The organism is Pseudomonas sp. PB106, assembly GCF_009764645.1.
In the GTDB taxonomy this organism is placed as follows: domain Bacteria; phylum Pseudomonadota; class Gammaproteobacteria; order Pseudomonadales; family Pseudomonadaceae; genus Aquipseudomonas.
Genome location: NZ_RWIM01000125.1, coordinates 50,939 through 74,451, shown reverse-complemented (window position 1 = coordinate 74,451; position 23,513 = coordinate 50,939). Strand labels below are relative to the sequence as shown.

41 protein-coding genes are annotated in these 23,513 nt (G+C 57.2%); 23 read left to right on the top strand and 18 right to left on the bottom strand.

Features of this window, described 5'->3' with window-relative positions; all coding sequences use genetic code 11:
• Positions 1 to 5: 5 nt before the first annotated feature.
• The 11 genes from EJA71_RS17615 to EJA71_RS17570 form a co-directional block, all read right to left on the bottom strand.
• The gene (locus tag EJA71_RS17615) at positions 6 to 470 is read right to left on the bottom strand and encodes a hypothetical protein (protein WP_158958831.1); all 465 of its coding nucleotides are present in this window, start codon (positions 468 to 470) and stop codon (positions 6 to 8) included.
• Entirely contained in the window at positions 467 to 709 is a 243-nt protein-coding gene (locus tag EJA71_RS17610; RefSeq protein ID WP_158958829.1) for a hypothetical protein, read from the bottom strand. Before EJA71_RS17610 ends, EJA71_RS17615 begins: the two co-directional genes overlap by 4 nt.
• Positions 710 to 718: 9 nt before the next feature.
• Positions 719 to 1,390, bottom strand: a complete 672-nt coding sequence (locus tag EJA71_RS17605; RefSeq protein ID WP_158958827.1) for a 3'-5' exonuclease — start codon at positions 1,388 to 1,390, stop codon at positions 719 to 721.
• Complete coding sequence (locus tag EJA71_RS17600; RefSeq protein WP_158958825.1) at positions 1,387 to 2,253, bottom strand: ATP-binding protein; 867 nt, start codon at positions 2,251 to 2,253, stop codon at positions 1,387 to 1,389. Before EJA71_RS17600 ends, EJA71_RS17605 begins: the two co-directional genes overlap by 4 nt.
• An 11-nt stretch (positions 2,254 to 2,264) precedes the next feature.
• A complete protein-coding gene (locus tag EJA71_RS17595) occupies positions 2,265 to 2,411 on the bottom strand; it encodes a hypothetical protein (RefSeq protein WP_158958822.1) in 147 nt (48 codons plus the stop codon).
• A gap of 241 nt (positions 2,412 to 2,652) precedes the next feature.
• Positions 2,653 to 2,847, bottom strand: a complete 195-nt coding sequence (locus tag EJA71_RS17590; RefSeq protein WP_158958820.1) for a hypothetical protein — start codon at positions 2,845 to 2,847, stop codon at positions 2,653 to 2,655.
• The gene (locus EJA71_RS17585; protein WP_158958818.1) at positions 2,844 to 3,077 is read right to left on the bottom strand and encodes a hypothetical protein; all 234 of its coding nucleotides are present in this window, start codon (positions 3,075 to 3,077) and stop codon (positions 2,844 to 2,846) included. The genes EJA71_RS17590 and EJA71_RS17585 overlap by 4 nt, the downstream gene beginning before the upstream one ends.
• On the bottom strand, positions 3,074 to 3,310 hold the full coding sequence (locus tag EJA71_RS17580; protein WP_158958816.1) for a hypothetical protein: 237 nt from the start codon (positions 3,308 to 3,310) through the stop codon (positions 3,074 to 3,076). Before EJA71_RS17580 ends, EJA71_RS17585 begins: the two co-directional genes overlap by 4 nt.
• Positions 3,311 to 3,503: 193 nt before the next feature.
• On the bottom strand, positions 3,504 to 3,932 hold the full coding sequence (locus EJA71_RS17575; RefSeq protein WP_256671770.1) for a hypothetical protein: 429 nt from the start codon (positions 3,930 to 3,932) through the stop codon (positions 3,504 to 3,506).
• Positions 3,933 to 4,256: 324 nt separating this feature from the next.
• Positions 4,257 to 4,433: a hypothetical protein gene (locus EJA71_RS27380; protein ID WP_178113716.1), complete on the bottom strand. Its 177-nt coding sequence runs from the start codon at positions 4,431 to 4,433 to the stop codon at positions 4,257 to 4,259.
• A 67-nt stretch (positions 4,434 to 4,500) separates the two neighbouring features.
• On the bottom strand, positions 4,501 to 4,848 hold the full coding sequence (locus EJA71_RS17570; protein ID WP_158958814.1) for a hypothetical protein: 348 nt from the start codon (positions 4,846 to 4,848) through the stop codon (positions 4,501 to 4,503).
• A 474-nt stretch (positions 4,849 to 5,322) separates the two neighbouring features.
• Here EJA71_RS17570 and EJA71_RS17565 point away from each other — a divergent pair, with 474 nt between their 5' ends.
• On the top strand, positions 5,323 to 5,913 hold the full coding sequence (locus tag EJA71_RS17565; RefSeq protein WP_158958812.1) for an SPOR domain-containing protein: 591 nt from the start codon (positions 5,323 to 5,325) through the stop codon (positions 5,911 to 5,913).
• Positions 5,914 to 5,969: 56 nt separating this feature from the next.
• Here EJA71_RS17565 and EJA71_RS17560 read toward each other — a convergent pair whose 3' ends face one another.
• From EJA71_RS17560 to EJA71_RS17550, 3 genes are all read right to left on the bottom strand, one after another.
• Positions 5,970 to 6,512: a hypothetical protein gene (locus tag EJA71_RS17560; RefSeq protein WP_158958810.1), complete on the bottom strand. Its 543-nt coding sequence runs from the start codon at positions 6,510 to 6,512 to the stop codon at positions 5,970 to 5,972.
• On the bottom strand, positions 6,502 to 6,792 hold the full coding sequence (locus EJA71_RS17555) for a hypothetical protein (protein ID WP_158958808.1): 291 nt from the start codon (positions 6,790 to 6,792) through the stop codon (positions 6,502 to 6,504). The genes EJA71_RS17560 and EJA71_RS17555 overlap by 11 nt, the downstream gene beginning before the upstream one ends.
• Before the next feature lie 95 nt (positions 6,793 to 6,887).
• Positions 6,888 to 7,619, bottom strand: coding sequence for a helix-turn-helix transcriptional regulator (locus EJA71_RS17550; RefSeq protein WP_158958806.1), 732 nt, complete (start codon positions 7,617 to 7,619; stop codon positions 6,888 to 6,890).
• Between the two features lie 87 nt (positions 7,620 to 7,706).
• Between EJA71_RS17550 and EJA71_RS17545 the strand changes: the two genes are divergently transcribed.
• The 12 genes from EJA71_RS17545 (at position 7,707) to EJA71_RS17490 (ending at position 14,876) form a co-directional block, all read left to right on the top strand.
• A complete protein-coding gene (locus tag EJA71_RS17545) occupies positions 7,707 to 7,922 on the top strand; it encodes a YdaS family helix-turn-helix protein (protein ID WP_016773984.1) in 216 nt (71 codons plus the stop codon).
• Between the two features lie 54 nt (positions 7,923 to 7,976).
• Positions 7,977 to 8,594 carry a hypothetical protein gene (locus tag EJA71_RS17540; RefSeq protein ID WP_158958804.1) on the top strand — a complete coding sequence of 206 codons (618 nt, stop codon included), beginning with the start codon at positions 7,977 to 7,979 and terminating at the stop codon, positions 8,592 to 8,594.
• Positions 8,595 to 8,743: 149 nt separating this feature from the next.
• On the top strand, positions 8,744 to 9,466 hold the full coding sequence (locus tag EJA71_RS17535) for a Rha family transcriptional regulator (protein WP_371925702.1): 723 nt from the start codon (positions 8,744 to 8,746) through the stop codon (positions 9,464 to 9,466).
• Between the two features lies 1 nt (position 9,467).
• Entirely contained in the window at positions 9,468 to 10,439 is a 972-nt protein-coding gene (locus EJA71_RS17530) for a phage replication protein (RefSeq protein WP_158958800.1), read from the top strand.
• Positions 10,426 to 11,223 carry a hypothetical protein gene (locus EJA71_RS17525; protein WP_158958798.1) on the top strand — a complete coding sequence of 266 codons (798 nt, stop codon included), beginning with the start codon at positions 10,426 to 10,428 and terminating at the stop codon, positions 11,221 to 11,223. Before EJA71_RS17530 ends, EJA71_RS17525 begins: the two co-directional genes overlap by 14 nt.
• Positions 11,220 to 11,603 carry a hypothetical protein gene (locus EJA71_RS17520; protein WP_158958796.1) on the top strand — a complete coding sequence of 128 codons (384 nt, stop codon included), beginning with the start codon at positions 11,220 to 11,222 and terminating at the stop codon, positions 11,601 to 11,603. Before EJA71_RS17525 ends, EJA71_RS17520 begins: the two co-directional genes overlap by 4 nt.
• Positions 11,600 to 12,076, top strand: coding sequence for a hypothetical protein (locus EJA71_RS17515; RefSeq protein ID WP_158958794.1), 477 nt, complete (start codon positions 11,600 to 11,602; stop codon positions 12,074 to 12,076). The genes EJA71_RS17520 and EJA71_RS17515 overlap by 4 nt, the downstream gene beginning before the upstream one ends.
• A complete protein-coding gene (locus EJA71_RS17510; protein ID WP_158958792.1) occupies positions 12,073 to 12,471 on the top strand; it encodes a recombination protein NinB in 399 nt (132 codons plus the stop codon). The genes EJA71_RS17515 and EJA71_RS17510 overlap by 4 nt, the downstream gene beginning before the upstream one ends.
• Complete coding sequence (locus EJA71_RS17505; protein WP_158958790.1) at positions 12,471 to 12,701, top strand: hypothetical protein; 231 nt, start codon at positions 12,471 to 12,473, stop codon at positions 12,699 to 12,701. Before EJA71_RS17510 ends, EJA71_RS17505 begins: the two co-directional genes overlap by 1 nt.
• Positions 12,692 to 13,303 (top strand): recombination protein NinG, encoded by a 612-nt coding sequence (locus tag EJA71_RS17500; RefSeq protein ID WP_158958788.1) that lies wholly within the window; start codon positions 12,692 to 12,694, stop codon positions 13,301 to 13,303. The genes EJA71_RS17505 and EJA71_RS17500 overlap by 10 nt, the downstream gene beginning before the upstream one ends.
• Positions 13,300 to 13,845 (top strand): hypothetical protein, encoded by a 546-nt coding sequence (locus EJA71_RS17495; RefSeq protein WP_158958786.1) that lies wholly within the window; start codon positions 13,300 to 13,302, stop codon positions 13,843 to 13,845. The genes EJA71_RS17500 and EJA71_RS17495 overlap by 4 nt, the downstream gene beginning before the upstream one ends.
• A gap of 728 nt (positions 13,846 to 14,573) precedes the next feature.
• Complete coding sequence (locus EJA71_RS17490; protein WP_178113715.1) at positions 14,574 to 14,876, top strand: hypothetical protein; 303 nt, start codon at positions 14,574 to 14,576, stop codon at positions 14,874 to 14,876.
• An 86-nt stretch (positions 14,877 to 14,962) separates the two neighbouring features.
• Here EJA71_RS17490 and EJA71_RS17485 read toward each other — a convergent pair whose 3' ends face one another.
• Together EJA71_RS17485 and EJA71_RS27595 are read right to left on the bottom strand one after the other, a co-directional pair.
• Positions 14,963 to 15,202: a hypothetical protein gene (locus tag EJA71_RS17485; RefSeq protein WP_158958784.1), complete on the bottom strand. Its 240-nt coding sequence runs from the start codon at positions 15,200 to 15,202 to the stop codon at positions 14,963 to 14,965.
• Positions 15,177 to 15,455 (bottom strand): DUF6555 family protein, encoded by a 279-nt coding sequence (locus EJA71_RS27595; RefSeq protein WP_256671769.1) that lies wholly within the window; start codon positions 15,453 to 15,455, stop codon positions 15,177 to 15,179. Before EJA71_RS27595 ends, EJA71_RS17485 begins: the two co-directional genes overlap by 26 nt.
• Before the next feature lie 206 nt (positions 15,456 to 15,661).
• Here EJA71_RS27595 and EJA71_RS17480 point away from each other — a divergent pair, with 206 nt between their 5' ends.
• From EJA71_RS17480 to EJA71_RS17470, 3 genes are read left to right on the top strand one after another with little or no spacing between them, the layout of a single operon-like run.
• Positions 15,662 to 16,000 carry an MFS transporter gene (locus EJA71_RS17480; protein WP_097090027.1) on the top strand — a complete coding sequence of 113 codons (339 nt, stop codon included), beginning with the start codon at positions 15,662 to 15,664 and terminating at the stop codon, positions 15,998 to 16,000.
• Positions 15,997 to 16,344 carry a hypothetical protein gene (locus tag EJA71_RS17475; protein WP_158958782.1) on the top strand — a complete coding sequence of 116 codons (348 nt, stop codon included), beginning with the start codon at positions 15,997 to 15,999 and terminating at the stop codon, positions 16,342 to 16,344. Before EJA71_RS17480 ends, EJA71_RS17475 begins: the two co-directional genes overlap by 4 nt.
• Positions 16,345 to 16,403: 59 nt before the next feature.
• On the top strand, positions 16,404 to 16,634 hold the full coding sequence (locus EJA71_RS17470; RefSeq protein ID WP_158958780.1) for a hypothetical protein: 231 nt from the start codon (positions 16,404 to 16,406) through the stop codon (positions 16,632 to 16,634).
• Positions 16,635 to 16,670: 36 nt separating this feature from the next.
• Here EJA71_RS17470 and EJA71_RS17465 read toward each other — a convergent pair whose 3' ends face one another.
• Positions 16,671 to 16,871 (bottom strand): hypothetical protein, encoded by a 201-nt coding sequence (locus EJA71_RS17465; protein ID WP_158958778.1) that lies wholly within the window; start codon positions 16,869 to 16,871, stop codon positions 16,671 to 16,673.
• 60 nt (positions 16,872 to 16,931) lie between these two features.
• Positions 16,932 to 17,141 (bottom strand): hypothetical protein, encoded by a 210-nt coding sequence (locus EJA71_RS17460; protein ID WP_158958776.1) that lies wholly within the window; start codon positions 17,139 to 17,141, stop codon positions 16,932 to 16,934.
• Between the two features lie 77 nt (positions 17,142 to 17,218).
• Here EJA71_RS17460 and EJA71_RS17455 point away from each other — a divergent pair, with 77 nt between their 5' ends.
• From EJA71_RS17455 to EJA71_RS17425, 7 genes are read left to right on the top strand one after another with little or no spacing between them, the layout of a single operon-like run.
• The gene (locus EJA71_RS17455; RefSeq protein ID WP_158958774.1) at positions 17,219 to 17,842 is read left to right on the top strand and encodes a putative metallopeptidase; all 624 of its coding nucleotides are present in this window, start codon (positions 17,219 to 17,221) and stop codon (positions 17,840 to 17,842) included.
• Between the two features lie 30 nt (positions 17,843 to 17,872).
• Entirely contained in the window at positions 17,873 to 18,349 is a 477-nt protein-coding gene (locus tag EJA71_RS17450) for a DUF2280 domain-containing protein (RefSeq protein WP_056785392.1), read from the top strand.
• A complete protein-coding gene (locus tag EJA71_RS17445) occupies positions 18,324 to 19,643 on the top strand; it encodes a terminase (protein WP_038861476.1) in 1,320 nt (439 codons plus the stop codon). Before EJA71_RS17450 ends, EJA71_RS17445 begins: the two co-directional genes overlap by 26 nt.
• On the top strand, positions 19,643 to 21,103 hold the full coding sequence (locus EJA71_RS17440) for a DUF4055 domain-containing protein (RefSeq protein ID WP_158958772.1): 1,461 nt from the start codon (positions 19,643 to 19,645) through the stop codon (positions 21,101 to 21,103). Before EJA71_RS17445 ends, EJA71_RS17440 begins: the two co-directional genes overlap by 1 nt.
• Positions 21,021 to 22,133 carry a minor capsid protein gene (locus EJA71_RS17435; RefSeq protein ID WP_178113714.1) on the top strand — a complete coding sequence of 371 codons (1,113 nt, stop codon included), beginning with the start codon at positions 21,021 to 21,023 and terminating at the stop codon, positions 22,131 to 22,133. Before EJA71_RS17440 ends, EJA71_RS17435 begins: the two co-directional genes overlap by 83 nt.
• An 8-nt stretch (positions 22,134 to 22,141) precedes the next feature.
• Positions 22,142 to 22,630: a DnaT-like ssDNA-binding protein gene (locus tag EJA71_RS17430; protein WP_158958770.1), complete on the top strand. Its 489-nt coding sequence runs from the start codon at positions 22,142 to 22,144 to the stop codon at positions 22,628 to 22,630.
• Positions 22,631 to 22,670: 40 nt separating this feature from the next.
• The gene (locus tag EJA71_RS17425; protein ID WP_158958768.1) at positions 22,671 to 23,477 is read left to right on the top strand and encodes a hypothetical protein; all 807 of its coding nucleotides are present in this window, start codon (positions 22,671 to 22,673) and stop codon (positions 23,475 to 23,477) included.
• Positions 23,478 to 23,513: the final 36 nt, after the last annotated feature.

Genomic DNA, 23,513 nt, shown 5'->3' with positions numbered 1-23,513 from the left:
TGGCGTCACGCTGCGACCTTCACCTGATGCCAGGCGCCGGCGGCGTAGAACAGCTTCGCGGCTTGGGCTTCGTCCATCGATATCTCGTCGGGAATGGCAATCCAGCCTGATGCGACCAGATGGGCGGGGTTCGCGCTGTTGCGCAACGCCAGGTAGTAATGCTCAATGGCATCGGTCAGGCGCTCGACCTTGTAGATGCCCTCGGGCGAGATCTCCACGGACTTGATGTACTCGGCGCCGCGCTCGTCGCGACACATGGCGCCGATGTAGATCGTCCAGCGGTAGGAGAAATCGAAAATCGCATTGGCGATCGCCAAACTGCGGATCTGCCGGCAGCTCTTCCAGTTCGCCATAATCTGGCTGCCGCTGGGGTCGATGTTCACAACTGCGACATGGTTCGTGCGCAGCAGCGCCCGGCAACTACGTTCAGCCCGGGCGAAGCCGTTGTTGGGTTTGCGTTTCGACTTCACAGCGACTCCGCCATTTTGCGCAGTGTCTTGCGGTCGGCTGCCGATATCGGCTTTGGCCGACGCTTGAGGACCGTTTCAGGGTCTATTTTCTTCGAGCGAGGTGGTGGAAGAGGATTGCGCGGCGGGCTTTTCAGTTGATCGATCCGCCCGCCGGCGGCCAGGTATTGCGCGATTCGTTCAGAAATCGATTCGGCGTCCGGTCGGTGCTGCTCGACGAGGTTGAGGTGGTTGCTAATCATGATTCACCATCAGCGCGAAAGCGCTTTTCGAACGAAGGGGTCAAGGTCGGGCTGATTCAAAAGCCAGCGCCGGTAGTCGCTTGGGAGATCAGCGAAGGCCGTGCCTTTGTGTTTGCCGAAGCCGATGATCGTAGGGATGCGGGCATCCTCGGAGATTTGCCACAACTCTTCCCAGTCGTTGACTGGACGGCCAAGCTCACTAGCGAACTGGTCGAGGATCTTCACCAGCAACAGTCGGCAATTCTTCACGTCATCGAGCGCTGCGTGGGCGTTGCGGAGCAGGCCGGTCGCTTCGGCGCGGTAGTGCAGGTAGATCATTGCCGATTGCGTGTGACTACCTGCGTGCGGCCAGAGCTTCGAACTCAGAGCCTGCGTGCAGATTCGCTTCACATCTGGCTCGCCTATCACGCGCCAGTCGTAATCGACGTTGTGCCCGATCAGGTAGATGACGTCTCCCGGCAAAGCAAAATCGGTGTGTGGTGGGCAATCAGCCAATTCCTCGTCGAGGATGTGGCTGGTGGCGAGCGCGCTCAGCTCAATCGGCTTGCCCGGTTTGTAGCGGTGCAAGAAAGAGTCAGTCACGGCGAGACTGCTCACGCCACTGAGTTTCAGCCATGCCGCCTCGACCAGGTGCGGATCGTTCAAACCGGTTGTTTCGCTGTCGAAGATGTATGCGGTCATGCTGATTGCCTTTTTGGGGAAAGTTCGTTTTTGCGTTTGTCCTTCGCCGTCACGACCCACTGCACAAGGTCGTCGAAGCCGACGGCAATCGCCTTGGCCGCGTTGAACGCCGATTGGAGTGAGGCCATGTCCTTGGCTGAAGCGATATCGGCCAGCGCGTCCACCAGCAGCTCCTTGGCGCGCTCTTCAGGACTCACCCCCGAGTTGAGCCAAGCCAGTAGCCGCCGGCCAGTCTCTTCAGAGATCAGTTCGGGCGCCTCGAAAAGCTTCGTTCGATCCTTGCTCGCCGTGGCGGTGTGGCCGTCGTGGGTCAGGTCCAGCACCACGGTGAATTCGTAATCGGTGCCGTCGCGCTGCTCGGACTTCATGCCCAGCTTGAGGATCTTTTTTCCTTCACCCTGGACTGTTTCTGTTTTGCTCCGCATGGTGCAGATGATGTGCAGCGAGCTGGTCAGAATCTTGTCGGTCAGCCGGCGATGACGCGGGGTCGTCTCGTTCCACGCTGCCCAGGTGTTGCCCCGGAATTTTTGGTGCGCAAGCTGTTCGTTAGCCTCAAGACATCCGCCGGATCCGGTCCACTCATGGGAATAACTGTCGATGATGAGGACGCTGTAACCGGCCTTCTCGGCGGCGGTGATGGCATCGACGTAGCGCTCGGGGGAGTAGGGCGCATGCAGCTCAAGCGTGTCGAAGTCAGCGATGTCCGCGTACAGCGAGGCGCTGCCATGTTCGGTGTCGATCACCGCGATTCGCCCGCCAATCCCCTGTGCGAGCAGAAGAGCGGAGTAGGTTTTTCCTGATCCAGATGGCCCGGCAAGTGCCAGCCGTAGCTTGGCCTGCTTGCGTTCGGCTTTCTTGAACATCGCGAGTTTCCTCAGTTCGGTTGGTTGTCCCACTGCTGTTCAATGCGGCGGGCTTCGTCTTCGTACTCTTTGCGCTGCTCGCCGTTGAACTGCTCGGGCGAGAATGCGCCGACCGTCATCCAGTCGAACTGGGCGGCCAAGCGGGGTGATGTATTCATGTGGACCTACTGCGTGATGCGTTCGGCGAGGGCGCTGAGCAGCATCAAGAGGGTGTAAACGCCGATTGCGGAGAACGAGCCGCGCCGAATCAACAGGCGGCGCGCTCGCTGAAGACTGGTCACCGGAAAACCCGGTAGGTGGTTGAGTGCGGCACCTCACACACACCAGACGAGTCGCGCGCTGTGGTGTAAGCGGCCATCCCGGCAACGAGCACAGTGGCGAGAATCCAGTAGACAAGCTTCATGGCCGAACCCTCACGGCGATGCGACCGCCTTTCATGGTCGGTGCCAAGCGCTGCGGCAGACTGGAAACCAGTTCATCGCGTCTGCGGCCGATCACCTCGTTGAAGGGTAGGCCGAAGCCGAGGATCGCGATGCGGCGCTCGATATCGTCGAGCTGCTCATCGACCAGCGTTTTTACCGGTGGCGTTGTCATGCTGCAGCTCCTTGCGTGATCGAAGCGTTGTAGGAGGCGTAGATCTGATCGATGCGCGCCCGGAAATGCCGGTGCTCATCGTTATCAATTGCGCGAAGCAGAAAGGCGAGGGTGATCGCAGATGTTGCGGCGGCGCTGGCGTTGGGCTGTCCAAGGTCTTTGATCATGTTGTTGATCTCGCCCTCGATCCAAGTGATCGCCGTCTGGTGGTCACGCTGCTGAACGTTCATTTCAGCCCCCAGAATTCGCCGTAGGCGACCACCGCTGCAGCGACTCGCGTGGCCCGCGCCTTGCGGTCGATCAGCTCCTGAGCTGCCATCAGCTCCTGATGCTGAGTGCGCTTAAGCGCGGCAGCTTCGTAGTCGTGGAAGTCTTCGACCTGCGGCGTTTTTGGGCGCCCCCAGTCGTCGTAGCGCCTGTCCCACTCTCGGGCCTGCGCGCTGTCTGCATAGCTCGTTGCCATGGTCGCCTCCGTGGTGGCGGGTGTTAATCCAACAAAACTCGGATGCACTCATCCGCTCCGCTGGCTGCCGTTGGGCGCGGAGGGGAGTGCATTCGGGATTGGTCGGGGAGATTGATGACTAGCTGCGCGGACTCATTGCGGTACGACACGCAGAAAAAAGCCCGCGAGAGAGGCGGGCTTCAGTGGGCAGTCTTCAGAGGCAGTCGGACTTGCCTATCTGAAACTCAACTATCGGTGAGCTGGTTGAATCCTTGTACAGAAGGTTTATGGAAAGACCCGTTTTTACGAATTGTCCTAAACCTTTTTCATTGCAGAATGCAGAAACTGCAAGCGCTTTAGCGTCCTTGGTGAATTCATCGGTATCGATTTCGTCCTTCGCTACTTTTGTGAGTGTGTAAGAGATACGCATGACCTCATCGCTGTAGGCCACCGAGTCGATGCGAGTTGAGTCATCAGATGCTTTTCCGGACTGAACACTCATGATTAGCGCGAGACCCTTTAGCTGGCGTTCACGCTCCTGCATTTTCTCTTCCGGAGCAGTCTTCGCATGCCATACCTGTACCAAGATAAAGAGCAAAGTCACTGCCGAGAAAAATATGATTATTCCGCGATTCTGTTTCAACTGGGATTACCGTAGCAAAAGGCCATTACTTATTTGACCATGCCTGCGGGACCAGCTCAAGTTACCCGAGCTGCCGGTTACGTCTCCGGCGCCGAGTTCCACGGCCGTGTTCAGTTCGCCAGCGCTCGATAACAACCGATTCTGGGTTTTGATGCAGGTGGGCGGTTATAGGCCGCAGTTTCGTCCGCATCGGATTGCGATCTCGCTGAACTTCAATCAGCACCTCCCTCGCGAGCGGGCGCCCTGTCTGGAAGATCGCAAACCGACGCGCTCTCATAGAGAGGATCGGGCAGTTAACGACACGGCTGTCGTGGCGCTGGTTGTTCACGCGTCGTAAGGCGGCTTCTCGCCGATGCGCTTCAGCTTTTCTTGCTGGAACGCCTCCGCGATATCGAAGGCCTTGCTTGGGATGAGTTCTGGCGACACACCGCCGAAGGACACAAGTCCAATCATTGCTGCAAGTGCGTAGCTTTCGACTTCTTCATGTTCATTGCGCGTCATCATGATTCTCCGGTTGTTTTCCCAATGCACCCGTCACCAGTTGCATCAGTGAAAAGGCCCGCGCAGCTCAAAAACCTTTCGGCTCAAGTGCGTATTTGATTCGCAGGTTTTGATCTGGCGAGTAGATCGGGTTGCATGTGCTGCAATGCCCAGCAACAGCTATCTCAATTCTGAATTGAGCCGTATCTGCAGGGCGCAGGCAGTTTGGGCAATGCTCGTCGTCTGCAGACTCAATATCTGCGTGGCTTAGAATGCATTTCTGGGCGCCTGCCTCCTCGTCGTGCGACTCGTCACAAATGGGGCAGAAAAACCTTTCAATGACGCCAGGCATGCAGCACTCCCGAGCCCCATCCTCATCATCGTGCAGTTGGTTGCATGCATCGCACTCGTATTTGATCACCACTGCTTTAGCCATGGCGCTTCTCCCGTTGATTTCCAATGCCGCCTCATCGAAGCGGCATCAGTAAATCTTTGATGCCGTGACCCGCTTCTGGCGTCGGTCAATGGCCTATCCCAAATTGTTCGTCCAGCCGCGGGCCTTTCGGCTTGTTCTCCCGCTGGATAACTGCTTTCGACGTTTTACGCTGCACGCCCGGGTCAGTTGCCAACCCTCTGAACCGTTGAGGCCGGTTCATCGCTGCCTTCGAATCTGGGCCGGTGGTGATCCGGCAAGGGGTGTCGCTAAAGAGCGGCGGGTCTGTTAAGGCCCTTCGCAGTGGTTGTGTGTCGCTGCGATGAATGAAATATAGGCACACCCATATTTTATGTCAACGGGTATTCCCATAAAATTTGATAGCTCCTATATTTTCATTTGCAGAAATCCGGCGCGCTGTCCTTCTTAAGGCCTATCTGGCTGGTAGAATCGCGCGACTTGACCATGGAGGTATGGATGCGCGGATTACTGGTAGTGGGCCTGGCTTTCGCGGTGGCGGGATGCGGAGGCAGCGATATTGATAGAGCTCGAACTGCAGTCGCTGATCGCTTGAAAGACCCTGACTCTGCAAAGTTCAGAAATGAGCGACAGGTCGCCGATGGCGGCGTTTGTGGAGAGGTGAACGGAAAAAATGGTTTTGGCGCCTATTCTGGATTCGCTCCATTCTTTGCCATGAAAAGGCCAGATGGTTTCGATGTGATTATCGACTCCGCCCTATCAGATCCATTCGTCAGTAAGGTTTGCGGCTATACAATTGCCGGGGCGCGAGTAGAAGAGCCGCAACAGACAAAGGAGATTCCCGGTGTCCAGTGGGCCGTTCAAGTGGCCTCTGTTAGCAACGAGCAGACAGCGGCAAAACTTAGCCAAGAACTTATCGCCTCTGGCTGGACGCCCTATATGACGAGGAGGGAGGGCAAAAGCCGAGTTTTCCTCGGACCATTCTCAACCAGGGCAGAGGCCAATGCCTCTATGGACGAGTTGGCGAGCAAAAAAGCCTTGAAAGGGTTCGTGCTGCGATACCCGGAGCCAGTGACGTCGAGCAAATAATCGCAGACATGGTAGGGTAGGGCAGGCATGAAAAACCCGGCGCTGGGCCGGGCTATTCATTTCTTTTGTGCGGAAGGTGTCGCTGGTTCAGTGGGTTGTACTTGCTGCGACTCAAATGCTTTCTCACTTCGCCCCATCTGGAATGAGGCGATCATGTTTGAGGTAAGCATTGCGTTGAATCCTGCGATACCTATCACAATAGCTAGCACGGTTGACACCGCTGTGACGATCATCGTTGTCTTCATCGACCCAATGCTGGCTTTTGTCTCTGCATGATTGGAAGAGATCTGCTTCAGAATCTCCTCCATTCTTTTATCCCGCTCAGCTTGTATGGCAACGAAGGAGTCGATTTTAGAGGAAACAGACTCGATTCGAGCATCCATTTTTACTTCAATGGTCTCGAGTTTTGCGTTGAATTCTTCGCGCGTTATGTCGTTCATAGATCCAATATACGGCTTGTTTGCGTTTCTGTCAGGTTCGCGGCTCTTGGGATCATCTCCATTTACAAAAGAACGAAGTGCGCAAAGCTCTACATTCTGTTCCGTTGCCAGTGCGTAGAGTTGCAGATAGGCCTGCTGATGTTCGTAATCACTCTTCATGTGCGGCCTGGACTGCAGCGATATCTTCATTCTGGAGGGCCACGATCAGTTCCTTTATCGAAGAGTTGAGCGTGGTCGTCTCATTCAGGACCTTTGTGAATGATGAAAAATAGGAGTCTTTAGCCGTTGGGTTCTGTAGCAGTTTCGCCTCAGCTATCCGATCTGTCATTTGCATCAGCATTTGGTTCTGCGCTGCAATGACGGACGCGAGCGAAGTCACCACTGTCGCTAGCTTCAAATTTGTAGAGTCGTGTTGAACTTCTGGTTCATTTTCTGCCATGGTTTTCGCTCAGTAATCCTTGTGATGCCCACCAATATAGTGGGGGTCGATTTTCGACTTTTCATGCATGTCGAGCTCTGCGCGCTGCAGCGGATTCAGCGCGAGTACATCGCCCACCAGAACACATGCCCCAAGATCGAGATCTGCTGCTCCTGGATCTGCTGGAATGTGTAGTCCTCGTCCGGATGTTCGTCACGGTTGAAGCTGCGCAAGCGAATCCCGATCGGGATCCGGTAGACCTGTTTCACGCGAAGCTGACCGTTGTGGTTAATGGCGTACATCTCGCCGTCAACTATATCGCTCAGTGAGTTTTTCCCTACGTTCACGCCAACCGTGGCGCCATCACGCAGCACAGGCACCATGCTGTTGCCACCAACCTTTACGCACTTCGCATTGCTGAACTGAACGCCGTTGTGACGCAGATCCTTCTTGTTGAAGCGCAAGCGAGATTCGCTGCTTTCCTCAATCGCAAATCTGCCCGATCCGGCCGCCAGTTCCACTTCATGGAGGAAGGGGACATAAACCTCATCGTCATCGAGCGGTGTTTCGTAATCCCAGATCTCGATGGTGCCAAGTTTAGCGCCGGGCTGAATTCGCTCAGCATGATGATCGGGTACACCCTTGAGCATGTCGCCGACACCTTCAGCCAGCCACATTGGGGACACGCCACATACAGAGGCGATCTGAGCTGCGAAGGCCGTTGCCTTCGATTTACCCCTCTCCAGATCGGAGATTGAGGTCTGCGTTAGGCCGACGCGCTCTGCAAGCTCAGTTTGATTGAGCTTGGCGTGGCGACGGGCTGCTTTAAGTCGGTCTTTAAATTCCATCCGTGAAGTATTACGGGCGCTCCCATACCCTTGCAAATCGGTATTCCCATAATCTACTATATGGGTATTCCCGTATGGAGGGGCATCATGAACGCAATTTACAAGGGCCTCGTTGACTACTTCGGCACCCAGGAGGCCACCGCCGAAAAGCTCAAGGTTGATCAAAGCACCGTTTCCGGCTGGGTTCGGGGGAAGCACGGCATGTCTCCGGTTATTGCCAAACGAGCGGAGGCGTTGACCGAAGGTGCTTTCAAAAAAGAAAACCTGTGCCCGTCGTTTCCTTGGGCCGAGATGGCCGCCTAAACGACATCCCTGTCCGCCAATCCGTTGAAGCCAGATTAGAAGAGAGCAGTCCCCATGGAAACGTCCAGTCCAAGACATAGCGCCCAAACCCGCGACCAAGTGCTGGTCGCCCACGCTCAAAACCAGATCGCACGCACGAGCTTGAGCCAGGACGATTTCGCCCAAGCCTTGAGCCGGGAGATCTGCCTGCGAGTTCCCGCCGCCAAGATCGTCCAGGCAAAGGTCCCAGACTTCAATGAGTTGGCGCGCCTTAACGATGTGGGCGAATTCGTAAAGGCGACAGGCCGCTGGTTAAAGCGCGTGCAGCGCTGGCTCTCGGGCGATCAGGAAATGCCGTCTTGGCTGGAAGAGGCCTGGGTGAATGCACTGCAGCCTGAGTTTCGCGACAACTGCATCAATGAGCTGGCCGGCCGTCATGGCTTGACCGGTGCACGCCAAATGCAGAGCGACCAATGCGCCAACAAAAGCTTCGGTGCACTGATCCGCGCGCTGGGCGACGTGATCGATACCGGCAGCGAAGTATTTGATGACCAGGTTATGTGCGAAGAGGACCTGCCGCACCTGCCGGCGTTCGCTGAGCAATGCCGTCAGGTCGAGGCTCGGGCGGGGGAGTTAGGACGGAAGGCCGAGACCCTGCTTGCGAAACACAAACCGAATTTGAAGCTTGCATGAATCGCAGGCACAAAAAAGCCGGGATTGCGCCCCGGCTAATTCATTGACACTTGATGAGGCCGATTATGCATAGCCAACCTACTTCAAGCAATACCCCGAACAGTGTCGCGACACGTTTTTCGAATTCTGAAAACGTGTCGCGTACCACGATGTCCTCCCGCGAGATCGCTAACATCACCGGCAAGCGGCACGCCAACGTGAAGCGCGACATCGCTGCGATGCTGAAAGAACTGAAATTAGATGTGCTCAGTTTTGAGCACATCTATCTGGACGGTCAAAACCGGGAGCAGGTCGAATACATGCTCGACCGCGAACACACTGACTGCCTGCTCACCGGCTACAGCGCCCCGATGCGCATGAAGGTGATTCGCCGTTGGCGGGAGTTGGAGCAGCAGCAGGGCGCCCGCGAGCAGGTTCTGCTCAATGGCACCAAGGTCGTTGGTGAGATCGCCATCATGGAGTGCTTTACGCGCCTGCTGAAGCCGGCTCCATCCTGCCAGATGGCCATGCTCACGAAGATCGCCCAGAACAACGGACTTGACCCGAAGTTTCTCCCAGGCTACGCCGTCGACGCCGCGCCAGATGCTACCGGCGGATCCTCTATGCCCACCAAGTCAGCCACGGCCTTGCTGAAAGACAACGGCATTCGCGTGTCTCCCGCTGCGTTCAACCGCGCACTGGAAACCAAGGGCTTACTGAAGCAGCTCCAGCGCAAGAACTCCAAACAGGAAATGGTTCCGTTCTGGTCGGTGACCGAGAAGGGCATGACCTACGGCAAGAACCTGACCAACCCCCAATCCCCACGCGAGACGCAGCCTCACTGGTACGTCGATCGCTTCCTCGAACTGGCCAAACTGGTCGGGAAGGCCTGATATGCAATTCACCGTCACGATCAATCAGGTGAAGGCGTTGGAGTGGGGGCTGAATTCTCAGCAGGCTCTGCTGTTCGCCTTTGTCTATGGCTGCCCAAGCTGGACAAAGCCAATCAAGACTGACGACGGGATCTTCTTCGCGCTGAGCAAGGCCAAGATCATCGAGGAGCTGCCGCTGCTCACTGACAAGCCAGACACTGCTTATCGCATGCTGAAGGCTCTGGAAGAAGCCGGTTTGATTGAGCTTTCCAGCACCGCGAACATCACTCTTTTTCGCTTGACCGAGAAAGCGATCGAGTGGAACCAGAAGCTTGATGGGTCGGAAAAATATCCGACCCCACCAAAGAACGAAGGTCGGAAAAAAATCCGATCTACCTCGGAAAAAAATCCGATCAAGGTCGGAAAAAAATCCGAGCAAGGGTCGGAAAAATCTCCGACAAATCAGGTTACCAATCATCAGGGTACTAATCAGGATACCAGTCAGGACTCGCAAGGCAGCCCGGACAAGCCGGCCCGCAATCTGGTTCTGGTGGTTGATCGCACCGATGCGCCACGGGTTGAGATTCCTGCCGACATGCCAGGCCCAAAAGACCAATCCTGCAAAACCTTCAAGGTCTGGGCGAACTACGCCATGGCCTACCGCAAGCGCTACAGCACTTGGCCGGTGTGGAACGCCAAGGTCGGTGGCCAGCTTGGTCAGCTTGTCGACCGACTCGGTGCCGATGTCGCTCACCACGTCGCTGCTCATTTCCTTAAAACCTCCGATGCCGCGGTGCTGCGCAAGTGCCACAGCCTCAACGAACTATTGGCCAACGCCGAGAGCTACCACACCCAGTGGGTGACGGGGCAGCGCATCAACGGGACAACTGCCCGCCAGATGGAACGTACCGAAGCGAACGTTTCGGCTGCCGAACAGGCCGCGCAAATGGTCTTGGCTAAGCGCCAAGCGGGAGAGCGCAATGAATACCTTTGAAATGAATGACCAGCAGGTCGCCGGGCTCGCTGCTGCGATCTGCGCCACTGCCGAGGCCATGGGTCAGGAAATGAACCCGGGCACCGCGGCGATCATGGCCGAAGATCTCTGTGCTTACCCGGTGCAGGTGGTGAAGGCCGCGCTGAAGGCTTGCCGCTTCGAAGTGAAAGGCAAGTTGGCCATGGCTGACATCCTCCAGCGAGTTCAGGTTGCAGATGGTCGACCGGGCAAGGACGAAGCTTGGGCAATCGCCATGACTACGAACGACGAGTTCGAAACCGTGGTGCTGACCGATGAAATCCAGCTCGCGCTGGCAGCCGCGAAACCTGTTCTCGACGCCGGCGATAAGGTCGGTGCGCGCATGGCGTTCAACAGCGCTTACGAGCGCCTGGTGGGGCAGGCTCGGGAGGACAATAAAAACGTCAATTGGCACGTGTCGGTCGGCTTCGACGCCAACCGCCGCACACAGGCGATTGCCAAAGCCGTGCAGATGCAGCGAATCCCTCAGGAGCGCGCTCAGCAGTACCTGGCCGATTTGAGTGTCGCGCCGGTCACTGAAGACGGCCGGGCCGTCGTTGCGCTGCTCACCGGTGAGGTTGCGCGGCCTTCGCCAAAACTGCGCGAGAAGCTCGCCGCGGTGAAGGATTCGATGCTCGCCATGCGCCAAGCATCGGCAGAGGAAAAAACAGAACTGCGAATTCTGGCAGCCAATGAGCTGGCGGATCGCCGGGCGCTGCTCATTCAGCAGGCCGAACAATTGGAAGCAAGGAGTGCGGCTCAATGACCATCGACAAAACAAAACTCCAGAAGCTGCTGTGGGCCGAGGCGGCGTCGTACCGCACCGATTGTGCAGACTGGAAGCGCAACACCGAGGCGCTGCAAGACTTTCTCGGGGAGAAAACCGTGGAGGAGGTAGCGCTGGAGCTGCTGGCCGAGAACGGGCGGCTGAAAGCCGAGTGCGAAATCTTTGCCGAAACCACAATGGGTCAAGAGTCGATGATCGCCGAACTGACCAGGGATGCCGAGCGCTACCGGTGGCTTCAGCACGGGCACAGTGGCTACATCGAAGTCGTCGAATGGATAGGCCCGCACGCTACCGGTATGACCGGTGATGACTTGGATGCGCTCGTCGATACCGCAATGAGCAAGGCGGTGCAGCCATGAATCCACTGATCGTTCGACAGATGCAACCGTGTCCGGTGAGTTGCGTTTCAACGTGCCTAGCGATGCTTGCCGGTCGACCTGCTGCCGAGGTCATCGATGAGCTGCACAAGCCATACCGCGAGTGCGAGCTGACCATGCGCGAAATGCTCGAATACCTCGGGATCAAATACACGGCGTTTTTCGGTGTCGACAATCCGCCCCTGGCGGACGAGGGCGTTTATCTCTGCACGGCGCCGTCGCTCAATATCGAGGCTGGCAATCACCAGATCCTGATCGAGGTGACCGATGAGGGTTACTTCGTGATCGACCCGGTCCAGGGCCGCGAGGATCGCAAATATTACGTGCCGCGCGGCCAGGGCAAGGGTGATCCGCTCGCAATCGATCTCGGAGGGTTCGTCGTCGATGCGTTCGTCTCACGTTCCCACCTGGTGGAGAAATACACGAACGCTATGGTGACGGAGGTTGCGGCATGAGCGAGTTCGCAATCCGCAGCCAGCGCGATATCAGCCGTCTAATGGGCGTCCTGCACGCAACCGACTTCACCAAACCCAAGATCGTAGTCATCAAGGACGAGAAGCGACCGGACGTCTGCAACCGCAAGATGTGGGCAATGCTCAAGGACGTATCCGAGCAGGTCATCTGGCACGGCAAGAAGCTGACCAGTGAGGACTGGAAGTGCCTTTTCAGTGCCTCGCTGGAGAAGCAGCGCGCGGAGCCTGGCCTCGACGGTGGCTTCGTGGTGATGGCCGTATCGACCCGCAAGCAGTCGCAGAAGTGGTTCAGCGATCTGTTCGAGCTGATGCATGCCTTCGGCGGCGAGCATGACGTGCGCTGGACTGAGCAGGACAAGTGGGGAGGGCGGTACTGATGCGAGAAGCCAAAACCTTCACCATCGCCGACGCGCTCACCAAGTGCCTTACCACCTGGTATCTGCAGGGCACCGCGATCATCAAAACTGCCGAAGAAACGCCGCCGGAGTGTGGCGACACTTTCCGACTGGGCTTCAAGGATTACACCGTAGTTTCGGTGTGCGGTGATTACAGCTATCGGTCTGCTCACGCGACGATTGTTCCCAAGGAGGCCGAGCCATGCGCGTAGCCCTCAAGGAGAAGAAGGCGCCAAAGCCGAAGAAGTGTAAGAACCCGGCATGCGGCATCAGCTTCCCGCCGCAGCGCTTGGGGCAGGCGGTATGCAGTCCGAAGTGCGCGCTGGCCATGGCGCCGGCGAACACCGAGAAAGCCCGCAAGGCCATCGCCCAGCGCGATCGCCGCGAGATCCAGATTCGCAAGGAGAAGCTGAAGAGCAGGGCGGATCACCTGCGCGAAGCCCAGGCAGCGGTGAATGAGTACGTCCGCGTGCGTGACGCGCACCTGCCGTGCATCAGCTGCGACTCGATGCCGAACGACAACGACCTCATGACCGGCAGCCGCTGGGATGCTGGGCATTACCGGTCCGTCGGCGCCTGTCCGGAGCTGCGTTTCGAACCGCTGAACATCCACCGTCAGTGCGTGAAGTGCAACCGCAACCTGTCCGGCAACGCTGTCGAGTACCGCATCCGCTTGGTGCTGCGCATCGGCGCCGAAACGGTGGCATGGCTCGAAGGACCACATGATCCCCGCAAGTACACCGTCGAAGAGATCAAAACCATCAAGGCCGAATACCGAGCCAAGACACGCGAACTGAAGAGGGCTGCAGCATGACTTATCGCAACGTGGTTTCCGCTGTAGTCCGGGCGCTGGCCGCCGAGACAATCACTTCGGCAGGGGGCTGCGATTTTGAGCCTAAGGTGCAGTGCGCCAAGCAGAGAGGGGAGATTGTCGGCAAGGAGGCTGCTCTCCTGACGGACTGCTGGGTTTTCGGGCGCCTGCACAAGGCGCTGTCTGCGGAGCATTGGCGCGCCCTGGTAGCGAAGTTCTCCACGCATACCGAACGCAAGCATGCGGCTATTGCTGAACTAACCCGAGTGTTGCGCTCACCCGCGCCGGAGCGGTTCCTGCACTGCGCGGTGGTGACCTGGGCATTCCCTCGGCTTCCAGGTGTGGATGGCAAGCGCTCCACGAACGTGCTGCCGGCCGGCTGGTACGAGATGGACAACTGGTCGAACGAGCCGCACCCGATCAAGACCCAGGAACGGTGGAGGCGGGACATTCGCAAAGCGCTGGAGAGCAGTGTAGACCTGGCCCTAGTCGAGGCTCAGCACATCCTTGAGCATGAAGGCCTTGTGATATCAGAAGTCGCTTGACGGGCGGTGATCCATTGAGCCATTATTCACCCATCCTGTCATTCCTTTGTGCATCAAGGTGTGACGACCAGTTCGTACTCTTCGGAGCGGGCGGTGCAGGAAAGTTGTTGACGTTAGGAGGGGCCGCGTTTTTTGGATTTATTGTTCTGATTATGTGGTGCGTCGCTTTAAAACTTACTTCTAACACTCAACAAACTGGACCAAAAGGGGATAATGGTATGGCTAAATTAATTGGTGTTTCCTTGGCAACATTCGTGGCAAACGCTTCAACGGCCCTACTCGTTAACAACCTTCCAGCACTTAGCATTCGGGTGATTTAATAACCCACCGGTTTCGCGAGTCCAGCGCAACCAACAGGACCCCGGTCGACATCGTCGATTGGGGTTTTTTTATGCCTCGAATTCACCTGTAGCCAGGACAGCCTTCGGGAAGGCCTGGACGTCGATAGCCGGATAGTGCGACGCACGGATCAACGCCGGCAGCCCGCGCACTCTGACCTCACAATGCTTTCAGAGTGGCGCGAGACAGGAACAGCGAGATCGATGCAAAGGGGTGTCGACGCTGGGATGGTCTTTGGCCGACAGCTCGGAAAGACGAGCGCACCTATTCAGGGTCTCTGCACGTGCAGAGGCTTTTTAAGGGCCACTCGTCGAAGAGATTGCACTCCGTGTTTTCGAAACTTCTCTCAGTAGTAAGCGCAGACCCTGCGCGTCTGACGGGAGAGAATCATGATCGAAGACAACAACGGCCCTGAAGCGCCATATCCAGGACCAAGCGAGCAAGCGCCTGACACTGGCGGAAGTCATGACTCAGGCCTAGAGAAGGCTGAATCTGAGCCGAAGCAAGGCACTGACGAACGACCAGAAGATTGGAACCCACCGCCCGGAAACCCTGGCTCTGATCAAGACGCCCAGACAGGGCGTGGTAATGGCGGTGCGACTCCTGATGCTGATTCGAATTTTGTCGGCCAAAGCGATGATTTGAAGGAGCCGCGCGACGTTCCGGCCTCCGATCCTGAATCCGGCGCGTGAAATAGAATTTCCCATTGCCCGCTCCGTGCGGGCTTTTTTATGCGACAAATTGCGCAAGCCCCGCATATCGCGGGGCTTCGGAACAATCAATTCCTCATCGCGCGCTTAATTCGCATCCAGTCCTGATAAGCGGCCGTTCGTTTTGCATCTGCAATAGCTTTTGCTTCAGAGAAGCGGGTCCAGGCTTCAGCACTTCCTCGGTCGTACTGAATGATCCTGTAAGCGGCTTCATCGAGCGCGTCTGCTTGACGAAAAAGCTCAGTGTTGGCGGCTAGTTCGTCGTCCCAAAAACGCTCATCTCTAAAACCCAGAATGCTCTCGGTCATTGGAGTGCTCCTCGTCCCAAGCGAGGGCTTGTGACTCTCGCCACCGGACATCTGTAACGCCAAACCTTTCCGCCATAGGCTTGGAAAAACGTTTAAGCGGCGGCCGGCCTGGCTTGGGTATTGGAACGAGGCCTGCGTCGCAGCTCGCCCACTGCCATGCTTCCGTGTTGTTCATCATTTTCGTTCGAATGATGAATGACTTCGGCTTTCCATGAAGTCTGTACTCGATTACGAAGAGATCTACCGGTTTCATGAGTCCTCCTGTTGCTCATGAAGTAGAGATTTTTGTGTGCCCGAAAAATTCAAAGAATTGTCCGACAATCCTTAACGAACTGTTTTTCATCAATTTCTGGCCTCAGCATTCGCTGGGGCTTTTCGTTTCGGCTCCCCACACCCATTGCTCCGAGCTAGGAGTGCAGCGGGGCCGACCTATTCGCATGCACCCACGGAGTCGAGCGCATGGAGTTATTGCAGCGCCTGCTCGACAAGATCGACAGGTTTGAATTGCTGATCGCAGGACTGGTCGGCGCTGTCGTCGCAAGCTGGTGGCACAAAGACGATCTGGCCGACTGGCGTGCCTGGATGATCTTTCTAGTCACCGGCATTGCCTGCTCTCTGTACCTGACGAGCATGGTCAGCACCTATCTGGGTGTGACCGAGCCGAAGATCGTCGCGGGCATTGGCTTCTTGCTGGGCACCTTCGGCGGATCGCTGCTCGCAGCCATCAACCGAGCCATCAAAGCCGCTGACCTCTGGGCGCTCATTCGCCAGCGGTTCGGGGGGGGCAATCCACCATGAATCTTGAACTGATCAACTCCATCGCCTGCGGCTTGATTGCCTTGTGGGCGACCTGGTGTGTTCTGAGCGGTCGAGTGCGGGACGGTGTCATCGGCAAGCTGATCTATTCGGCGATCGCCATTAGCGGTTTCGTTGTGATGAGCCGGGAGCAGAACATCTTCATGATGGGGCCGACCACTGCCGGGATCACGCTGCACGTCTCGCTGGCTCTTGCCGGCATGCGCCACATCTTCATGGTCATCTGGTGGCAGCGGGTGAAAGCCTGGCTTTGCCGGATGCTGAACTGCGAACACTGCCTAGGCTGTGACAAGGCCCCGGGCGGGATCGAGCGTCGATCCAAGTAAGTCGCGGCACGTTTCGCGAATGAGCAAATTGTGTCGCGACACGCGACGAGGAGAGCTGCATGGATAACCAGCACAAGAAGATCACCGGCTACCGTGACCTGACCCAGTCCGAAATCGACGGTATGAACTCGATCAAGGCTCTGGAAGCCGACGCCGGCGAACTGTTCAAGCAGATCGGTCAGATTGAAGATGTCGATCCGCGCCTGCTTGCGTTGGCCAAGACCAACTTGCAGCAGGGCTTTATGTGGTTCGTGCGTTCGATTGCCAAGCCTGCCGATCCCTTCAGTTGAGGCCCCCACGACGACCATTGGTTGTTGATGGCGTCCTTACTGCCATTTAACGCTGACGTTAGTGAAACGCATCAGTTCGAGTGAGTGTTGAAGAGACATGGAGCCGATGATTTGACCGCCTTTGCCGAGGCCGAGGACTTCCAGAAGCAGCTCATGAGCATCTATTTGCTCAGGCGCCTCGCCGATTTTTGTTTGTGGGGCCTTGGCATACTCGTAGCTCAGTTCGTATCTATGCATTGTTCGCCTCTGCGAGTTCAAGCGGGTAGGTGTGCCGCAGGTGAGTGCGGCACTGGCAGTTCATTTGGCTTTCAGGGCTTCCTGAATCTGATCTGCATACTTCGAGAGGTTGTCCAGTTCTTGGCTCAGATGCACGGACGCCGAGCTTAGGACTCGGTTGGAAATCAATTCCAAAGCAGCGCCTACCGCTACTGCTCTTTGGGTGTCCGTTTGGAGTCGAGCGTATGCCAAGTTGCCATTTACAGAAATTGCTTTGATCGCGTCAGACATGTTGCCTTCCTTGCGCAGAGTTAGTTGATTCCCATCAATACCGGCATCCAGCCATCATTTCAAGCGCAAGGTGATCCATGGACAGGCCATACCCGCCAGCGTCATTGCTTGAGCTGTCTGAGCTATCCGATTTCGGCATCCGTCTGACTCCGGCACCGGATGTATGGGAATGGCTCCAATCCGAGATCCTTGCCGACACCGGCAGCATCCACAACGAAGATCACGCCCATCTGATCGATGCGGACATTCGTGTGATGTGGGCGTCTGCCGCATTCACGAAGAAGGGGCGCTCGGTGGTCGGTCAAGCCGAACAGGTAGCGTTCCGCGCCGGTGGCTGGCAGAAGGCTCGAATGGAGCAGCAAATGCTTGATTGGTTCGGCGACGTTCCGGCCTACATCATCACCCTGGCTGCCGACTACTGCGCGGATTGCTCCGACGCTGACTTCTGCGCCCTGGTCGAGCATGAGCTGTATCACATAGCCCAAGCGACCGATCAGTACGGCGCCCCCAAGTTCACCCAGGAAGGATTGCCCAAGCTTGAGATGCGTGGACATGACGTTGAAGAGTTCGTCGGTGTAGTGCGGCGGTATGGGGCTAGTCCTCAAGTGCAAGAGCTGGTGGACGCTGCAAACAATCCTGCTGAGGTGGGGAAATTGAACATATCGAGGGCCTGCGGAACCTGTCTGCTCAAGTCGGCCTGACTTTGACAGTACTTTGACGGATGCCCACTTATGGCCGCACTCAGAGACGAGGTGAAAGCCTTTGTTGTACAGGCTCTCGCCTGCTTTGACACGCCATCGCAAGTGGTGGCGTCCGTCAAAGAAAGATTCGGGCTCGAAGTTACCCGCCAACAGTGCGAGGCATACGACCCAACCAAGTACGTTGGACGCAACCTGCACGTGAAGTGGCAGACGCTGTTCAACGACACCCGTAAGAGGTTTCGCGAAGAGACGGCAGAGATCCCGATCGCCAACCGGGCGTATCGACTTCGCACCCTGGGACGCATGGCCGAGAAGGCCGAGAACATGAAGAACATGGCGCTGACTGCCCAGTTGCTGGAGCAGGCAGCCAAAGAAGTTGGCGACGTTTACGTGAATCGCCGCCTTGAACCTGAGAAACCTCTGGGCTCCCAAGCGGACCAGCAGCACGCCGTTGCTGAGTACACCCTGGAGCCTGATGAGAATGTCCCCGCTACCCCGTACCTATGACCCGCCGGTAAAGCTGACGCCGAAACAGGCAAACATTTACTGCTGGGGTTTCCAGCCGCAGGCGCGCTTCCGCGATGCGGTGTGTGGTCGACGGTTCGGAAAGACGTTCTTGGGTAAAGCTGAAATGCGACGCGCTGCTCGGCTAGCTGCTGAGTGGGGCGTGAGTGTCGAGGACGAGATCTGGTACGGCGCGCCGACGTTCAAGCAGGCCAAGCGCGTGTTCTGGCGTCGACTGAAGCAGGCAATCCCTGAAGCGTGGCGTGCACACCGCCCGAACGAAACGGAATGTTCGATCACGCTCAAGTCTGGTCACGTCATGCGTGTGGTAGGGCTCGACAATTACGACAACTTGCGCGGCTCCGGTCTGTTCTTCGTCCTGGTGGATGAATGGGCTGACTGTCCATGGGAGGCTTGGGAAGAGGTTTTGCGGCCGATGCTTTCGACCTGCCAATACTCAATACCGGGCATCGGCATGCGGAAGGGCGGTCACGCGCTACGTATCGGCACGCCCAAGGGATTCAATCACTGCTACGACACGTTTCAAGACGGCCGGCCGGGGCATGAGCCTGATCACAAGAGCTGGCTCTACACCTCGCTCGATGGCGGCAACGTTCCGGCTGAAGAGCTGGATGCGGCGCGCCGCAAGATGGACCCTCGCACCTTTCGGCAGGAATACGAGGCCAGCTTTGAGAATTACGCAGGTGTTGTTTACTACACGTTCAATCGTGAGGCGAACCGCACCAGCGAAACCATCAAGCGCGGCGAGGCCTTGCACATCGGCATGGACTTCAACGTCATGAAGATGGCGGCAGTCGTGCACGTCATTCGCGATGACCTGCCACTGGCGCTCAGCGAGTTTTCAGATGTGCGGGACACGCCTGAGATGATCGAGAAGATCAAGCTCCGCTTTCCTGACCACAGCATTGCGATCTACCCGGACGCCAGCGGCCAGAACACAAGCAGCAAGAGCGCAAGCGAATCTGATCTGTCACTGCTGAAAAAGGCGGGATTTACCGTAGTGGTGGATTCGACCAACCCCGCTGTGAAGGATCGGGTCAACGCCATGTGCGCGATGTTCGCCAATACCTACGGCGAGCATCGATATCTGGTCAACGTCGACCAGTGTCCGAAATACACGCAGTGCCTGGAGCGCCAGATTTACACGGACAAGGGCGAGCCCGATAAGAAGGCCGGCTACGACCACCTGGTGGATGCCCCTGGCTACTTCATTGCCAAGCGGTACCCGATCAAAACACGCACAGGCGGAACACGCCGAATTGGAGGCTTGGCCTGATGCCAGTGCAATCGACAAACCCGGGCTACGACGCGCACATCGCCGAGTGGGAAATGATGGACGATGCGCTCGAAGGTGAGTGCGCCGTCAAGCGCAATGAGCGCAACCTGCCCAAGCCTAGCGGCATGGTTGAAGCTGAGAAGCTCGACGGTACCGGCAACAAATATCTCTACGAGAACTACACGAACCGGGCTCAGTACGAACACTGGGTGCGTGACTCGCTGCGTTCGATGATGGGCCTAGTCTCGCGACTGATCCCGGAAATTGAACTGCCCGCCGGCCTGAAGGGGCTGGAGGACAATGCCACGGCGGATGGCTTCGGCCTGAAGCAGCTGTTCTTCCGCATGGTGCGCCAGGCGATCTCGCACGGTCGGGTGCCGCTGGTGGTGAACATCGATGAGCGCGGCGAGCCGTATTTCTCGACGTATGCCACGCGCAACGCTATCAACTGGGACACCGCTGATCAGGGCGGCCGGCAGGATTTGGTCCTCTCGGTGTTCCGCGAGTTTCGCAAGAAGGGCGGCGATCGCTACAGCCACGACTGCGACACGGTTTTCCGTGAGTTCTTCATGAAAGACACTGTCTGCCACACCGCAGTGCGGAACGAAGGTGGGGAGCTGGTTGAGGATGAACGGCAGCTGGGCACCACTGGCACCGACAACCGACTGGTCAAAGGCCTGTCATACCTCCCGGTGATCTATTGCGGCTCGACCGACAACTCGCCGGAAGTGGACGAGGTGCCGCTGCTCACGATGGCGCGCGCCGCGCTGAAGTCCTATCAACTGAGCGCTGACTACTTCACTGCGCTACACCAGACCAGCCATCCGCAACCTTGGGTGTCTGGCCTTGATGATTCTGTGGAGCTGAGCGTGACCGGGCCATCTGCGGCATGGGATCTCGGTCCATCCGGTCAATGCGGCTATCTAGAGTTCCAGGGTGCCGGGATTGAAGCCGTCCGCAAGGCAATGGATGACCAGAAGAACGCGGCGCTTGAAGCGGGTGCCAAGGTCATGGATGTCGGCGGCACCGAGTCGGGTGAGGCGCGTAAAACACGTCAGAACGACCAGCACGCCACGCTGCACAGCATTGTCGTCACGGTGGCAGAGGCAGTGGAGCAGGGTCTGCGGTACGCGGCTGAGTGGAAGGGCTACGACCCCAAGCAGGTCAAGTTCAAGGTGAGCCCTGAGTTTGTGACCCCGGTGGTCGACGCCCAAGTGCTCGCCGAGCTGCTGAAAGGTGTGATGGCTGGCACGATCAGCGCCGACACCTACTGGCAGTACCTCACCACCGGCAAGTTGCCGGACCGCCCATATGAAGATGAAGCCGACCTGATCAGCGATGAGCGCGAGTCGGCCGGCATCAACCTGGACAAAGAAGATGCCAACGACAAGTCAGGCGCAGGCGGACAGCCAACTGCTGGAGCAGACGACCCGTCACTCGGTAATGCTGGAGCGGCTTAAGGCAGGCGAGGTCAAAAAGTTCGAGAAGTACCTGCGCCAGATCGACAAGCTGGTGCGCGAGCAGTTGACCCGCAAGGAGCTGACCACCTACAGCCGGGACCGTCTTGAGCAGTTTCTGGCCCGGGTGGACGGCAAACTGCTGGACATCTACAAGCCCTACGGCGACTTGGTGCAGGCCGATCTGGTCGACATCGCGCTGTATGAGTCGACCTTTGAGGCCAACAGCCTGAGCAATGCGCTGTCTATCGACGCGGTGGTGCCGACCAACACGGTGATCCGCGCGGCGGTGTTCTCCTATCCTCTGCAGGTGAAGGGCATCGATGGCGGCAAGCTGCTGAAGAGCTTCGTCAGTGGCTGGACGCGCACCGAGACGATGCGAGTCACGAACACAATCCGGCTCGGCTTCGGCCAGGGCCAGACCAACGCCCAGATCATCCAAGCGATTCGCGGCACCGCGGCGCAGAACTTCACGGACGGCATTCTGGCGGTGAGCAATCGCAACGCCGCCTCTGTGGTGCAGACGGCAATCCAGCATGTGGCCACCACGGCCCGGATGGAAACGCTGAAGGCCAATAGTGACGTGGTGCTGGGCTACCGCTGGGTGTCGACACTCGATCGCAAGACCTCACAGCAGTGCAAGGGCTTGGATGGCATGCGGTTCGACCTGGGCAAAGGGCCGCTGCCGCCGGCGCACATTAACTGCCGGTCAACCACCGTGCCGACAACGAGGCTTTCGGAGCTTTTCGCCAAGGACGCCACGCGCGCTTCGGTGGGAGACAATGGCGGTGCGCAGGTTGATGCCAGCCTGAACTATTACGAGTGGCTGGCAACTCAGCCGGCGAGCTTTCAAGATCATGCGTTGGGCCCTGTGCGAGCCAAGTTGTTCCGTGATGGCGGCCTGACGCCGGAGAAGTTCGCCAAGCTGCAGCTCGACAAGTCGTTCAAACCGCTGACCCTGGCGCAGCTTAAGGGAGCCGAACCTGACATGTTCATCCGAGCAGGCGTTACACTCGGCGCTCAACCAGACTGAGATACCGCATGCAGATCATAGTTGAGGACGGGAAGGGTAGACCGGACGCGAATAGCTTCGTGCCGCTGGAGAAGCTGACCTTCTACCGCGACTACTACGGCTTTCGATTCCCTGAGACTGAGGCCGATCAGGTCGCGTTGCTACTTCGCGCCGCGGCAGACATCAACGCCCGGCAGTGGAAAGGGCAAAAGGCTAATCCAGATCAGGCCATGGCCTGGCCTCGACGTGACTGCAAGATCGAATACCAGACGCTTCCCGAGACATTCGTGCCCTTTGAGCTTGAATGGGGCCAGGTACGGCTGGCGGTTGAACTGTACGCTGCCGAGCAGGGTTTTCAGCTCGAAGAGCCAACGCATTGCACGGAGCCAAACGGGCGACGAACTCGGCTCAATCGCGATACGCCGGGCATTCGCACACGCCCGCCGCCATATGCACCGAGTAGGGCGCAATTTGCCGATTATCTAGTGATGCGCGGGTTGCGGCTTGTATCCGAGTGAGTGTTGAATGTGCGCCTTTCTCGAAAGAAGGGGATCTCGTTTGGAAGAGTCAGAAATAGAAAAGCTGCTTGATATCGATGATCTGGATAAGCCGATTTATCGAATTTTTCCCCAATGGGCGCTCGCGGAAGCTCTTCGATTGAAGGAATTAACTTTGGTGCCTCCCCATTTTTGGGAGGATCCTTACGAGATTATTGAACGCAAAATTGCTGTGACCGTAATGGACGGTGAGATAGCTCGTCCGCAGATAATCCTTGGTGGTGGGCTTACTCCTGTTTTTGCTCAAAGCTGGTCGTCTACAGCGGAATCAGACACGCTTTTGCGAGCGTATTCGAGGGTAGTGAAACACCCTCATCATGGGCGGAACACTTGCCCTGGAGAAGAGGGCGTAAAAGTCAGAACCACTCCAAGGAAACTGATTAGGGCAGTTTTGGATGGCACCAACGGAACAGACGCCTCTCCGTTTATAGGGGATGTGCTCTATTTGTCGACCGAAGAGTTGCACAGTTGTTTAAGCGGCTTGATTGCTACAGCGGGGCCTCACGTCTTCGATGATCCGGCCAACAGGATTCGTTTGTTGATGCTGAAGCGAGACGGTTTTTCCCATGAAAGAGAAGTCCGAGTGGGGGTGATCGCTCCTCAGCCCAATGGGAGTTCGGTTTTTAAGGTAAAAATCGACCCTAATTCGATCTTTGAGGAGATCACTTTCGATCCAAGGCTTATTGAATTCGAAAGAAAAGAACGCATTCGAGACTTCGAGGAGCTGGGTTTTACCGGCACATTTGGAGAGTCAAATCTTTATCAGTCTGTGATCTTGGACATTAGAGTCCGCGTTGAAGGGACGTAAGCCCACACTCCGCATTTTGTTGTATTTCCGACCTCG